At 66.7% G+C, this 12,458-nt stretch carries 12 protein-coding genes; 3 read left to right on the top strand and 9 right to left on the bottom strand.

The genetic code is table 11. The annotated features are described in order from the left end of the window. Positions 1–72 precede the first annotated feature (72 nt). The 3 genes from AC4BCK_RS00215 to AC4BCK_RS00225 are packed head-to-tail and all read right to left on the bottom strand — an operon-like array spanning position 73 to position 2,005. Entirely contained in the window at positions 73–723 is a 651-nt protein-coding gene (locus AC4BCK_RS00215; protein ID WP_310113504.1) for a DUF3618 domain-containing protein, read from the bottom strand. Beyond that, a complete protein-coding gene (locus AC4BCK_RS00220; protein ID WP_251421267.1) occupies positions 720–1,151 on the bottom strand; it encodes a phage holin family protein in 432 nt (143 codons plus the stop codon). The genes AC4BCK_RS00215 and AC4BCK_RS00220 overlap by 4 nt, the downstream gene beginning before the upstream one ends. Then, positions 1,148–2,005: a hypothetical protein gene (locus AC4BCK_RS00225; RefSeq protein WP_174182161.1), complete on the bottom strand. Its 858-nt coding sequence runs from the start codon at positions 2,003–2,005 to the stop codon at positions 1,148–1,150. The genes AC4BCK_RS00220 and AC4BCK_RS00225 overlap by 4 nt, the downstream gene beginning before the upstream one ends. Positions 2,006–2,278: 273 nt before the next feature. On the opposite strand from AC4BCK_RS00225, the gene AC4BCK_RS00230 reads away from it, so the two are divergent. Continuing rightward, complete coding sequence (locus AC4BCK_RS00230; protein ID WP_174182159.1) at positions 2,279–2,809, top strand: MarR family winged helix-turn-helix transcriptional regulator; 531 nt, start codon at positions 2,279–2,281, stop codon at positions 2,807–2,809. Between the two features lie 76 nt (positions 2,810–2,885). On the opposite strand, the gene AC4BCK_RS00235 is transcribed toward AC4BCK_RS00230, so the two are convergent. The 5 genes from AC4BCK_RS00235 to AC4BCK_RS00255 all read right to left on the bottom strand — a co-directional run bounded on the left by AC4BCK_RS00235 (position 2,886) and on the right by AC4BCK_RS00255 (position 8,279). Further along, positions 2,886–3,221 carry a hypothetical protein gene (locus tag AC4BCK_RS00235; RefSeq protein ID WP_174182155.1) on the bottom strand — a complete coding sequence of 112 codons (336 nt, stop codon included), beginning with the start codon at positions 3,219–3,221 and terminating at the stop codon, positions 2,886–2,888. A 30-nt stretch (positions 3,222–3,251) separates the two neighbouring features. Continuing rightward, positions 3,252–4,508 carry a D-arabinono-1,4-lactone oxidase gene (locus tag AC4BCK_RS00240; RefSeq protein WP_490566438.1) on the bottom strand — a complete coding sequence of 419 codons (1,257 nt, stop codon included), beginning with the start codon at positions 4,506–4,508 and terminating at the stop codon, positions 3,252–3,254. Positions 4,509–4,664: 156 nt separating this feature from the next. Next, positions 4,665–6,413, bottom strand: coding sequence for an amidase (locus AC4BCK_RS00245; RefSeq protein ID WP_490566439.1), 1,749 nt, complete (start codon positions 6,411–6,413; stop codon positions 4,665–4,667). Beyond that, positions 6,413–7,507, bottom strand: a complete 1,095-nt coding sequence (locus tag AC4BCK_RS00250) for an agmatine deiminase family protein (protein ID WP_364408794.1) — start codon at positions 7,505–7,507, stop codon at positions 6,413–6,415. Before AC4BCK_RS00250 ends, AC4BCK_RS00245 begins: the two co-directional genes overlap by 1 nt. A 61-nt stretch (positions 7,508–7,568) precedes the next feature. After that, positions 7,569–8,279, bottom strand: coding sequence for an alpha/beta fold hydrolase (locus tag AC4BCK_RS00255; protein ID WP_251421277.1), 711 nt, complete (start codon positions 8,277–8,279; stop codon positions 7,569–7,571). 214 nt (positions 8,280–8,493) lie between these two features. Here AC4BCK_RS00255 and AC4BCK_RS00260 point away from each other — a divergent pair, with 214 nt between their 5' ends. Both AC4BCK_RS00260 and AC4BCK_RS00265 read left to right on the top strand, forming a co-directional pair. Next, positions 8,494–10,068, top strand: a complete 1,575-nt coding sequence (locus AC4BCK_RS00260) for a sodium-dependent transporter (protein WP_174182144.1) — start codon at positions 8,494–8,496, stop codon at positions 10,066–10,068. After that, positions 10,065–10,202 (top strand): methionine/alanine import family NSS transporter small subunit, encoded by a 138-nt coding sequence (locus tag AC4BCK_RS00265; RefSeq protein WP_013599219.1) that lies wholly within the window; start codon positions 10,065–10,067, stop codon positions 10,200–10,202. The genes AC4BCK_RS00260 and AC4BCK_RS00265 overlap by 4 nt, the downstream gene beginning before the upstream one ends. Before the next feature lie 70 nt (positions 10,203–10,272). Here AC4BCK_RS00265 and AC4BCK_RS00270 read toward each other — a convergent pair whose 3' ends face one another. Further along, positions 10,273–12,228, bottom strand: coding sequence for a pectate lyase-like domain-containing protein (locus AC4BCK_RS00270; RefSeq protein ID WP_490566440.1), 1,956 nt, complete (start codon positions 12,226–12,228; stop codon positions 10,273–10,275). Positions 12,229–12,458: the final 230 nt, after the last annotated feature.

Below are 12,458 nucleotides of genomic sequence, written 5' to 3' on the forward strand. Positions count from 1 at the left end.
AGGCGGCAGTCACAGCGTTAACGGCAACAGGCCGGCTCCAAAAGGAGCCGGCCTGTTGCTTACCCAAGCACTTTAGGTGTTTTTGACGTTTGAGGTGGCGTCGGTGGCGCGGTCTTTGACGTCGGTGGCGGCGTGTTGGCCTTCTGCTTTGACGTTTTGGGCGGCGTCGGTGGCGGTGGCCTTGACGTTTTCCATGGCTTCCTGGGCGGGTTCCTTGAGGTCCTGGACCATGTCTTTGGCGGCGTCGGTGACCTGGGTGGCCAGGGGCTGGGCGGCGGTTTTGAGCTGGTCCGCGGCTTCGCGTTCTTTTTGGCTGGCCGGGATCAGGGAGGAGATCAGCATGCCGGCGCCGAAGGCGATCAGGCCTGCGGCCAGGGGGTTGCCCTGGGTTTTGGCTTTGACCTGGTCCGGTGCGTTGGAGATCGCTGTTCCTGCGTCGCCGAGTTTGGCCGCGGCGGTGTCCTTGGCTCCGTGCAGGGTGTCCCCGGTGGAGTGCAGTGCGTTGCCGGTGTGTCCGGCGCCGGTGTGGACGGTGGTGTTGGCTGAGTCTGCTGCGCCCATGATTTTCTCCTTGACCCCGCTGACAGTGTCTTTGAGCTTGTCGGTTTGGCGGTGGACGATGTTGGACGGGGTGACTTTGTCTGCCACGGCGTCGACGTTGGTGCCCAGGCGTGCGCGGGTGGCTTCTATGTCTGAACGGATTGCGTCCGGGTTATCGCTCATCGGTTTACCTCACCTGGTTTTAGGGTTGGGGGTATTTCGGACAGGGTTTCCCCGGTCTGGGGCAGGCCTTTGACCTGTTTGAGTTCCTTGCGGCCGATCGAGGCCAGGACCGCGGCGATGATGCCCCAGACCACGGCGACGATCAGGGCGGCCCAGCCCAGCGGCATCAGGGCGCCCAGGGCGAACATCAGGCCCAGGGACAGGAAGAGAAGGACGAAGTGTCCTGCCACGCCTGCCCCGGCGAGCATGCCCGAGCCCTTGCCGGCCTTCGTGGCCGACTGCTTCAGCTCGGCCTTGGCCAGCTCGACTTCCTGGCGCATGAGCGTGGACAGGTCACGGGTCACGTCCCCGAGCAGCTCACCCAGCGAGGCGTTGTCCGCCTTCTGGTGCGCCGCACTCGGAGCGGGTTCTGGAATGGAACTGCTCACAGCTGGCGTCCTTCCGATGACCGGTAACCGCCGTCGGTGCTGCGGTAGGAGCCGTCCTCGTCCCGGTAGGGGTCGTCCTCGAACCGGAGGGGAGTCTCTTCGGCCGTGCCGGAGGGCAGGGAAGTAGTGGATACCGGAGCACCGGCGCCCACAACAGGCTCGCTGTAGAGGTCGTCGTTACCGGCTGCGTAACCCGTCTCCTGGTGGAGGGGTGCAACCGGCTGGTTCTGCACGGACGGCTGCGATGGTGAGCCATACGCTGCGCCGCGGGACTCGGGTGCGCCTGCGGTCAGGCCGCGGGTGAGCCGGCCGGCCAGGACGCCCGCTCCGGCTGCAAGCAGCAGGAAAGTTCCGGGGTTGTTGCGGGCAAACCGCTGGACCTCGCCGAGAATGTCGCCCGGCTGCTTGTTCTCCAGCCAGGAGGCCACGGTGTCGGTGGTGCCGGCAGCCTGCCGGATCAGGTCGCTGGCCATGCCCTGCTGGTCCGGCGCGTCGGCCATGCTGTGCAGCTGGCTGGAAATGGTGCGGATGCCTTCGGCGGCCTTCTGCTGCTGGGTGCCGGCCTGGCTTGTCAGGCCTGACTTCGCCTGGTGCAGCAGGTCCTGCGCGCTGTGCTTCGCCTCGGACGCCACGTGCGCGGCTTCGTCCTTGGCGGACTGCGCTACGTTCTGGGCGGACGTCGCGGCCTGGCCGGCAACATTGGACGCCTCTTCCTTGGCCGCCTGGCTCTTGGAGGTTCCGGCGGAACCCCCAGCGGGGGTGGTGCCATAGTTTTCTTCGGCACCTGCTGCGGTCACACCGTAGGGATCGGTGGTTGCAGTGCCGGGGGTCTGGGGCCATTGGTTCTCTGTCATCGGGCTCTCTTTCCTGAAGGGTCAGCTGGCGATCAAGAACCAGCAACGCTGGCTAGTAGTAAGCATGATTACTATTTAGATACTAAGCACACTTTCCATTTGAAGCGCAAGAGGGTCGCCTAATAAGGGGGCCTCAGGGAGCATGCTGGGCCCGGCGGATAGTAAGCCTACTTGCGAATTGGATGCTAAGCATGCTTATTGTAGAGAACGTAGCGACGCAACAAGAGGTGATAACACCCTGCACTTCGCCACCCACAGGAAGGCCACGGCCCGATGACCAGCAATCTCGATCCAGATGCCCGCACCAGCTACCGCCTGATTTCTGTGGCGGCCAGGCTGGTTCAACGGCGCCAGGACGACGCCCTGGCGCACTTGGGCCTGACCCGCGCGGCTGTAATAGCCCTTGAAGGCCTTGCCGGCGGGCCCTTGAACCAGGAACAGCTCGCCGAAACGATCCGGGTCCAGAGCCAGACCCTTGGACGGGTCCTGATCCGGCTGGAGGGCGCCGGTCACATCACCAGGACGCGCCAGTCCGCCGACCGCAGGCAATTCAAGGTGGAACTCACGGAATCAGGGGAAGCCATCCTTGAGGCCGCGCGCCGGGAAGAAATAAATGCCTACCCTGATGATCCCAACATCAGCTGGAAGGTCCTCAGTGAGGAACTGTCAAAGTTCGTGAATGCACTGCCGGCAAGCCGGAACCAGGAGGTGGTCCCGTTTGCTCCGCCCGAGCACCGTACTGCAAGGCGCCCCCAGGGGCCGCGCGGAACCGGCCTTCGCGGCATGGACCAGTCAGGCCACTAAGGCGGGCTGGCCCGGCACCCCAGGCCGGCACTGAAACGGGCTATGGGCCGTTCCGGCCTGCGCCGGGCGGCTAAGCCTAAGCCGAGCAGGCGTCCTCAAGTGCCTGGACGGACTCTGCCGGCACCTCGTCTCCGGCTTCCGCAATCTGGCCCAACGGCGTCGTAATTTCAGCCGGGACCCCGGCCGTGGACGCTGCAGAGACGAGGCCCGCCAGCAGTTGCTTGTCCTCAACGCTGACCAGCCCATCCTGGACCACAGCGCAGATCTGGCGCTTTACTTCGGCAGCGCCGGCCGTTGCCACCTTCGAGGCGGCGTCGCTGACGGCGTTGCCCGCTGCCTCCTCAACGGCACCACAGCCGGAAAGGAGCAGGAGCAGGGGAGCGGCGGACAGGACTGCGAGGCGGCGGTTCATCAGCCCAGCCTATCGGGTAGGCACAACGTGCTACCGCGCGCTGGCCGCCGGTACCCCCAGGATGCTGTCCAGCAGCCCGTTCCGGAACTTGCCGTCCGGATCGTGCGCCGACGCCAGTGAACGGAAGTCGGCGAAGCGGGGGTACAGCGATTCCCAGTCGTGCCCTGCGGGGGAGAAGAGCTTTCCCCAATGCGGACGGGCCCCGAAGGGCCTCAGCAGATCCTCGAGCTCCGGCAGGACCGCTTCCACGTCGGGCTGCAGCGGCCTCCACGTAAAGTGCAGGGCGACGCTCTGTTGCCGGTAGAAGGGGCTGAGCCAGAACCCGTCCGCGGCACCGGTTCGGATCTCCGAAACAAAAAGCAGCGGCGCGAGCTTGTCCGCGAGTCCGCGGACTGCCTCAATGGCGGCCGGGGCATGCTCCAGCGGGAGGATGAACTCGCTCTGCAGCTCCTCACCCTTGCTCGGCGTGAATTCGTGGCGGAAGTGGGGAAGGCGGTCCAGCCACCGGCCGGGTTCGTCCAACTGCACTGTGCAGTTTTCCGCGGACATGTCCGGCAGTGGGTGCCGGGGCCGCACGGCAGCGGTGGCACCGAACAGCCCGTCCAGGGGCGGCTCCGAGTCCAGGGCCTTGAGCCAGACCTGGCTGATGGAATCCCCGGCATAGTCCGTGAAAAGGCTGACGCTGTAGGCGCTGGACACGAGTTCGCGGAAGCTGCCCAGCGCCTGGTCCCACGGCAGGTTCTCCAGAACGCGCTGGCGCATCCGGAAGCTCGGCTGGACGGCGAGTTCCAGGCCGGTCACGATCCCCAAGGCGCCGAGTCCCACCACGCTGGCCAGGAATTCGTCGCCATCGGCGCGGGTGAGGGAAACCTGTTCGCCGGACGGCCGCACGAGGTCGATCGACTGGACGGCTCCCGCCAGGGACTGGTTATTGACGCCGGAGCCGTGCGTTCCGGTCTGGACTGCGCCCGCCACGGAGATGTGCGGGAGTGACGCGAGATTATGAATGGCGGCACCGGACTGCTCCAGGGCGCGGCACAGTTCCCCGTAGCTGACGCCGCCGCTGACCCGCACCGTGGTGCGGTCCGGGGAGAGTTCGATCCGCTGGGGCAGCGCATCCAGCAGCACATGCACGCCGTCGGTGTCGCCCACCCGGTTGAACGAGTGCCGCGATCCAAGGGCCTTGACCCGGCCGGCACCGGCCACGATTCCGGCAAGTTCTTCCACCGAGGCTGGCCGCCGGACCTCCGCGGAGGCGTATTCAAGGTTCCCTGCCCAGTTCTTCATTGAGTCGGCTTTCCGGTTGGAGGTGCAATTGGCTCCCTCAACTGTCAGCGCTAACAATCACAGTGTCAAGGCGCGTTCACGCTGCCGGGCGGCGGCCGTCCACGGGGTGCTGCGACAAGCGCGCACCTGACTTTCTATCGTTGTAAACCTGCCGGGTCACCCGCTTGTGCGGGGCGGCGGAAGCCTGCGCCTGCCGGTGGCTTCAAACGCGGCAGCAAGCCGCAGCAGGGCTGTATCGCTGTAAGCCCTGCCGGCAAAGGTCAGGCCCACGGGCATGGCGATGTCCCCGGCAAGCCCCATGGGGACCGTCACCGTGGGAATGCCGAGATGCCGCGGAACCAGGTTGCCGTTGGACACCCAGACGCCGTTGCGCCACGCCAGGTCTGCCGAGCGCCCGTTGCGGTCCGCGTCGGCGGGGCCGATGTCGGCGGCTGCCGGGAAGACCGCGGCGTCGAGGCCCAGGCCGTCCATCCACTGCTCCAGGTCAACGCGGCGTGTTTCCTCCAGCCCGCGCAGTCCCTCGGCCAGGTGGGGGATGTCCACGAGGGAGGGGACCCCGTGCTTCCGGATCCAGGCGGGATAGTCGCTGATGTCGTCGTCGAACCCGTGGTACCGGTCCGGCAGGGAACCGTCCGGAGCGGGGAAGATGGCAGCACCGTCGACGTCGGCCAGCCGGCAGAGGTCCGGGTCCCCGTTGGCATCCAGGAAGTCGTTCCAGGCCCAGGCTGAGAGGTCCACAATCTCGCGGCGCAGGTATTCCGGCGGCACCAGGCCGCGGGTGGCGATGGTGGGCGCGCCGGGCCGGTCGCCCTCGTAGTTGGACACCACCGGGAAATCGACCTCGACGACATGGGCGCCGGCGGCTTCGAGGTCCTGCCGCGCGGCGTTCCACAGGTCGATGAAGGACTGCCGGGTTTCGATGCGCTGCCCGGTGGGGCCGCCGATCCCGCCACCGGGGGCCGTTCCGGCCTCCGGGTCCGCGTTGATGTACATGCGGGGGATCCCCAGCCGCTTGCCGGCGAGCACCTTCCCGGCGGCGGTGCTGTCCCGGACCGTGAGGTCCAGGTAGGAGGCGGGGCGGACTTCGGAGGCCCTGGGGATCGGCACCCACTGCTGGACCCGCCAGAAGTCGCCCCGGGTTTCTGCGTCATCCGCCACCACAACATCCAGTACCTCCAGGAGGTCGGCCATGGTCCGGGTGTGCGGCACCACCACGTCCATGGTGGGCACCAGCGGCCAGTTGCCGCGGACAGAGATGACGCCCCGGGACGGGGTGTAGGCGCAGAGGGCGTTGTTCGACGCCGGCGCCCGGCCGGAGGACCAGGTTTCCTCCGCCAGCCCGAAGGCGGCGAAGCTGGCGGCCGTGGCCGTTCCGGACCCGTTGGAGGATCCGGAGGCGAAGGCTGCCGTCAGGTAGTCCGCGTTGTAGGGGCTCTCGGCGCGCCCATATACGCCGCGCTGCATACCTCCGTTGGCCATGGGCGGCATGTTGGTCAGCCCGATCAGGACGGCACCGCCCGCGCGCAGCCGTCCGATGGTGAAGGCGTCCCTCCGGGCCACCAAATCCTTGAAGGCGGGGGACCCCGCGGCCACGGTGAGGCCGGTCGCCTGGTAGCTGTCCTTCGCGGTGTAGGGGATGCCGTCCAGGGGGCCCAGCGTGGCGTTGCGGGCACGGCGTCCGTCGGACGCCCGCGCGTCGGCTATGGCGTCCGGGTTCATCACCACCAGCGCGTTCAGACGTATTCCGGACGAGTCATATTTCGCGATCCGCGCCAGGTACAACCGCACCAGTTCCTCACTGGTGACCTTCCCGTCCTCCAGTGCCGCACGGAGTTCGCTGAGGGAGGCCTCGACGACGTCGAAGCTGCCCTGGGTGCCAGGCGAGCCGGCCGTCCCGGAGGGCATCACGCCGCACCTCCGCCAGCTGCCGGCTGCTGCTGGGTGATGCAGTGGATGCCGCCGCCAAAGGCGAAGATATCGCGCGCGTCCACCAGTTCCACGGTGCGGCCCGGGTAGGCGCGCTCCAGGATGCCGGCGGCAATGGCGTCATTGGGATCGTTGAAGGCGCACAGGACCACCACGTTGTTGGCCACGTAGTGGTTGATATAGGACCAGTCCACAAAGCCTTCCTCGTCCTTCAGGGCGGTGGGGGCTGGAACATCGATGATCCGGAGGGGCCGTCCCTGGGCGTCGACCTCGCCCGACAGGACGTCCCGGAGTTCCCGGTAGACCTCGTAGTCCGGGTGGGAGGGGTTGTCCTGGCGGTGCAGCAGGATGGTGCCCGCGCCGGCGAAGGCGGCCACGATGTCCACGTGACCGCGCGTGCCGAACTCGCCGTAGTCGCGGGTGAGTCCGCGGGGAAGCCAGATGGCCTTGGTGGTGCCCAGCACGGCGTGGATCCCAGCCTCCACCGAGTCCCTCGTGGCTCCCGGGTTGCGGCTGGGATCCAGCTGGACGGTTTCCGTCAACAGCACGGTCCCTTCACCGTCCACATGGAAGCCGCCACCCTCGTTGACCAGGGAGCTGGACCTGACGGTTACGGAACTTTCCGCTGCGATGGTGCGGGCGACGTCCTTGTCCTTGTCCCACGCGGCCCACTCCTGGGCGCCCCACCCATTGAAGATCCAGTCCACCGCAGCCAGCGAGCCGTCCGGCCGGTGCACGAAGGTGGGTCCGCTGTCCCGCAGCCAGGCATCGTCGAGGGGAACCTCGAGCACCATAATGCCGTCGCCGAGCCATTCGCGGGCTGCGGTGGCGTCGCGGGGGTCGGCCACCACAGTGACGGGTTCGTAGCGGGCGATGGTCTGCGCCACCTTGGTCCAGGCGGCGCGGGCGCGGTCCAGGGTGGGGCTTCCTGCTTCGCCGAAGGTGTCGTTGGGCGGGGGGAAGGCCATCCACGTGCGCTGGTGGGCTTCCCATTCGGCAGGCATGTGGGTGGCCGTGGCGTCGGTGGCAGCGGCGTCCGGGGAGGCTGGCGGGGAGGAATAAATGAATGACATTCATTTATTATGGATTCGAGGATGCCCGCAGGCAAGGGATTGGGAAAAAATTAAGCTCCGGCTAGCTGGTAGCCGTCCTGTCCACGGCAGCCGTGATGGCCCGGGCCAGTTCCGCTGGCTTGGTGAACTGGGGCCAGTGGCCGGTGGGCAGGTCCACGTACTCCACGTCCCGCATCCTGGAAAGCTCCGCCACAAAGGGGTGGCCCCCCTGAATCCACTCCTGCAGCAGCGACGACGGGAACTCGCACGCAATGACGGTGGCGGGCACGTCGTAGCGCCTGTCGTCCTGCAGATGCTGCTGGTCGTAGGCAACGCCCCTTGGCTGCGGAATGGCCCGTGCCCGGAAAGCCTCGCGGAGGCCGTCGTCGAGGTCCACCAGGTCGGCGTCCTCGAACGCTTCCCACGGCGGCAGCGGAACGTCGTCGCCGTCGGCCGGCAGTTCATCGTTGATGACGCCGCCCTCACCCAGTGGCCCGCTGTCCACGTAGACCGCACGTTCCACCCGGTCCGGGCGGGAGTCCAGGGCGCCGTGGATGATGGCGCCGCCGCCGGAATGGCCCACGAGCACCACCTTGTTGTCCAAGGCATCAATGGCGGCAACCACGGCATCGATGTGGTCCCGCAGGCCGATGCCGGAGCGGTCTGCGTCGACGGATTGCATCCCGGGAAGCGTGAGCGGGTGTGGCCGGTGGCCCGCCGCCTCAAGGGCCGGTGACACCTTCTCCCACGACGAAGCGTCCAACCAGAAACCGGGAACCAGGATGATGTCCATGGTGGAACCCTACTCCCGGCGGAGGGGGGTGCGGGTGATCCGGGGGCATGCGGAGCACCAGGGCTTTCGCGCAGCCCCGGCGGGCAGTAAAGTCCCCGAGTAGCCTGCGTTTCTCCGACGTGACCTGAGAGGGAGCCCTCATGAAACGGCCAGAATGCTTTTGCGGACCCGCCGGCGCCGTGCCGGGCCCAGGCGCGGCCGGAGGTGTGGAGGCATGAGCGGCTCACCGTCGCAGGGCCAGGCCGCTCCGGCGAAGCGTGAGACGTTCTCCTCGCGCCGGCTGTTTATCCTCTCGGCCATTGGCTCGGCGGTCGGCCTGGGCAATATCTGGCGCTTTCCCTATATCGCCTATGACAATGGCGGCGGCGCCTTCCTGATCCCCTACCTGGTGGCATTGCTGACGGCCGGCATCCCGTTGCTGTTCCTCGATTACGCCGTGGGCCACAAGTTCCGCGGGTCTGCGCCGCTGGCCTACCGCCGGCTCCACCGTGCAGCCGAGCCGCTGGGATGGTGGCAGGTGCTGGTGTGCTTCGTCATCGCGGCCTATTACGCAGTGATCATCGCCTGGTCGCTGATGTACACCATCTTTTCCTTCACGGAGGCGTGGGGTGACGACGCCGAGGGCTACTTCTTCGGGAACTTCCTGGCTGTTGCGGAGGCCCCGGGCATCGGCTTCACCTACGTGCCGTCCGTCTTCTTCCCGCTCCTGCTGGTCTGGGTGGCGGTCATCGTCATCATGGTGGCCGGAATCCGCAAGGGCATCTCCCGCGCCAACTCCATCCTCCTGCCCTTGCTGATGGTGATGTTCCTTCTCCTGGTGGTCCAGTCGCTCTTCCTTCCCGGCGCAGCGGAAGGCCTTAACGCGTTCTTCACGCCGGACTGGGCCGCACTCGCAGATCCCTCTGTGTGGGCTGCAGCCTACGGACACATCTTCTTCTCGCTGTCCGTGGGCTACGGCATCATGGTTACGTATTCGTCCTACCTCAAGCGCCGGACGGACCTTACCGGTTCCGGCATGGTGGTTGCCTTCTCCAACTCCGGATTCGAAATCCTCGCCGGCATCGGTGTTTTTGCGGCCCTGGGGTTCATGGCACAGGCAGCAGGCACGGGCGTGAACGACGTCGTGACCCAGGGCATCGGCCTTGCCTTCGTCGCATTCCCCACCATCGTGTCCCAGGCACCCTTCGGCGGGCTCATGGGCGTGCTCTTCTTCGGATCGCTGGTGTTCGCGGGAATCACCTCCCTCATTTCCGTGCTGGAGGTAATCGTGGCCGCCGTGCAGGACAAGCTCGGCTGGGGCCGGGTCAAGGCTTCAGTGGTGGTCAGCGTGCTGGTGGCAGCTGTCTCCCTGGGCCTGTTCCCCACTGCTACGGGCCTCTACCTGCTGGATACCTCGGACGCTTTCGTCAACAGCTTCGGAATCACCCTGGGCGCGCTGGTCACCGTGGTGGTGCTCGCGTGGTTCCTGCGCAAGCTGCCGCTGCTCTCGGCCCACCTGAACCGCGTCTCAACCATCAAGATGGGGCGGGCGTGGATGGTGCTGGTGGCCGGGGTGGTGCCCCTCGCCCTGATCTACATGGTGGCCAACGAGTTCATCAGCAAGATCGGCACCACCTACGAGGGGTACCCCGAGTGGTTCGTGGGCCTGTTTGGCTGGGGCATGGCCGGCGCACTGGTGGTTTTGGCCCTCATCCTGACGGCCATTCCCTGGAGCCGCACTTCCAAAGCCCACCATGACCCCGAATACGACGACGTGGTCAAAGAGGATGCACAGGAGGCGGCACCATGACACCCATCGCCATCACCATGATGATCATTGCGATCCTCACTGTCTGGGGCGGGCTGGCACTCGCGCTGGTCAACCTCAAGAGGCACCCCGAGGACGAGGGCGCCCTGCCCGAAGAGCACGCACCCGAGCTCTAGGGAGCGCGGCCCCAAGCGTGTGGCCAGCAGTGTGCGCGGACGGGCTTAACCGTCCGTCCGCGCACCCCGCCTACGGGAAGCTGGGGACGTAGCTGGGCACACCGACGGCGTCCGTTGACACGGGAGCGCCGGTGTCATTGATGACGTGGTCCAGGGTGCCGGCGCCCAGGTTGACCGTGAGCAGGCTGTGCAGCTTCACGCCCGGCGTCACCGGCACCTCAAAGCCCCGGGTGGCGTGGATGGTGGGGTCCACGTTGTTGTAGACGTAGCTGCCGCCGCCCCAGAGTTCGTGGGTTGTGACGGAGTCTGCGATTTTGTAGCCGGCCCAGCCAAGGACCCCGTCGTGCTGCCAGGCGGCCTGGTTGGGCGCGTCGTAGGGCAGCTCATTCTGGAAGAAGACGGTCCTGCCGTTCTCGCCGTTCCAGATGACGTTGTACTCCTGGTAGTGCTCCACGAAAAGGCCCGTGGCGGTGACGTTGTCGCCGTTGATGATTACGCCGTTGCGGCCGGTGTTGGTGGTCCAGCCCACCCCGTTGCCGTGGTCGGCGCGCCAGGCCCAAATGTGGTCCAGGAGGACGTTGTCGCTGTTGACCTCCAGGCTGACCGAGGCTTTGCCCACGTGCGGTCCGCCGATGCGGAAGAACACGTCATGGAGCGTGGTGGGATTGGCAGGATCAGTGTGGACGGCCGAGCTGGCAGGCCCGCTGCCCTCGCCCTGCCGCGGCTTGCCGATCCGCATGAGCGCGGGTGAATTCACGTCGCCGGCGTCGATCGTAACGGCTGCGATGTCCACGCCGGGCACATCCGCAACGGTCAGCGGGACGGCGCCGTTGACGGCGGTGAGGGTGGCAATGCCCAGTCCCAGGACGATGGTGTTGGCCCTCTTGACCTCGATGCTCTCATCAATGCCGTAGACCCCGGGGGTGAGCAGCAGGTTCTTGCCGCGTGCCAGCTGGGAGTTGATGGTCTTGACCGAATCCGAGGGGCGGGCCACATAGAAGTCCGACAGCGGGATGCTGCGCCCCGCCGTCGGGCCGTTTTCCCAGGTGGTCCCGGAGGATTCCATGCGGACGGCGGGAACGAACACACTGTACTCACCCGAAGAATCCATGGTGAGGTAGGGCTTCTCCCGGCTGATCGGTGTGCCGGCGAGTGTGGTGTACGGCGGGTTGGGGAAGGACTGCGCCGGCGCTCCGTCCACCCCGGAGAAGACCTGGTTCCAGACGCCGTTGGACCAGTTGCCAATGCTGCTGTCACGCACGAAGTACTGCTGCTGCGAGCCGTTGATGACATCGCCCGTCTTCGAATCGGAGATGAAGCCGCCGCTGGCGTACTGCGGCCCGGCGGTGCAGTAGTCCATGAGGGAGAGGTTGCCGCCAGTGATGTTGATCCGCCGCATGGGCGACGCCTGCGAGGCCGCCCAGAAATTCGCGGAGCTGCGGCAGCCCTCGAGGCCGGTGACGTTGATGGTGAGGTTGGACAGGGACCGCCAGAAGTTGTTCAGGGCGATGCAGTTATCCGCAGTAAGGCACCGGTTGTAGACGTCCACATGCCCGTTGATGGTGACATCCGTGGGGGAGGCGCCCAGCCCCGCCACCTCGGTGGAGTAGCCCACCTGGACGATGAGCGGCTCCTCGGCGGTGCCGTAGGTTCCCGGCTTGAACAGCAGTGAGTAGCGTTTGGATCCCATCTCATCGTCCACCTGTTCGGCAGCAATGGAATCTACGGTTGCCTGGATCTCGGCCACCGGCATGCTGGGGTCGAAGATCCGGACATTGGGGCCAAAGTCCGGCTCGGCAGCCTGGGGAAGGGCAGGGGGAGCCTTCGGTACGGGAGCCTGTTGCACCGATGCCTGCGCAACGGGGGGAGTGCCCGGCGCGGCGGCGGCCACGGTCCCTCCGCTGGCGACCAGGCCGGCCAGGAGTGCGACGGTGCCGGCGACGTGCCGGCGACGGCCATGGTTGCGAGGGTGCGGGCCGTGCGGCCTGTCGGCGCGCGGAGAAAGGGGGACGTGGGCTAGCGGCATTGCTGGTCCTGTTCGTTGGTGGGATTCGTCGAGCCTGGGCGGCAGGAAAAAGCTGCGGCGGTGGGAGCGCTCTCGTCGGGGAAGCGTAACACCGCTGAAGGGCACCGGCAAGGGTGCGGTGGAAGCGCTCCTACGGCGTCTTGACAAGGAGTTGTGAGGTGGGACACCATGTGGTGAGAGCGCTCCCACCTTCGGACCACGGTCCGGCCCAGTTCTACCGCTCACCACCT

Source organism: Pseudarthrobacter sp. As-47 (genome assembly GCF_058215595.1).

Excerpts from the sequence above, each read along its gene's own strand:
- AC4BCK_RS00215 (WP_310113504.1), bottom strand. The coding sequence starts at position 723 with ATGAGCGATAACCCGGACGCAATCCGTTCAGACATAGAAGCCACCCGC.
- AC4BCK_RS00225 (WP_174182161.1), bottom strand. The coding sequence starts at position 2,005 with ATGACAGAGAACCAATGGCCCCAGACCCCCGGCACTGCAACCACCGAT.
- AC4BCK_RS00230 (WP_174182159.1), top strand. The coding sequence starts at position 2,279 with ATGACCAGCAATCTCGATCCAGATGCCCGCACCAGCTACCGCCTGATT.
- AC4BCK_RS00235 (WP_174182155.1), bottom strand. The coding sequence starts at position 3,221 with ATGAACCGCCGCCTCGCAGTCCTGTCCGCCGCTCCCCTGCTCCTGCTC.
- AC4BCK_RS00240 (WP_490566438.1), bottom strand. The coding sequence starts at position 4,508 with ATGAAGAACTGGGCAGGGAACCTTGAATACGCCTCCGCGGAGGTCCGG.
- AC4BCK_RS00245 (WP_490566439.1), bottom strand. The coding sequence starts at position 6,413 with ATGCCCTCCGGGACGGCCGGCTCGCCTGGCACCCAGGGCAGCTTCGAC.
- AC4BCK_RS00250 (WP_364408794.1), bottom strand. The coding sequence starts at position 7,507 with ATGTCATTCATTTATTCCTCCCCGCCAGCCTCCCCGGACGCCGCTGCC.
- AC4BCK_RS00255 (WP_251421277.1), bottom strand. The coding sequence starts at position 8,279 with ATGGACATCATCCTGGTTCCCGGTTTCTGGTTGGACGCTTCGTCGTGG.
- AC4BCK_RS00260 (WP_174182144.1), top strand. The coding sequence starts at position 8,494 with ATGAGCGGCTCACCGTCGCAGGGCCAGGCCGCTCCGGCGAAGCGTGAG.
- AC4BCK_RS00265 (WP_013599219.1), top strand. The coding sequence starts at position 10,065 with ATGACACCCATCGCCATCACCATGATGATCATTGCGATCCTCACTGTC.
- AC4BCK_RS00270 (WP_490566440.1), bottom strand. The coding sequence starts at position 12,228 with ATGCCGCTAGCCCACGTCCCCCTTTCTCCGCGCGCCGACAGGCCGCAC.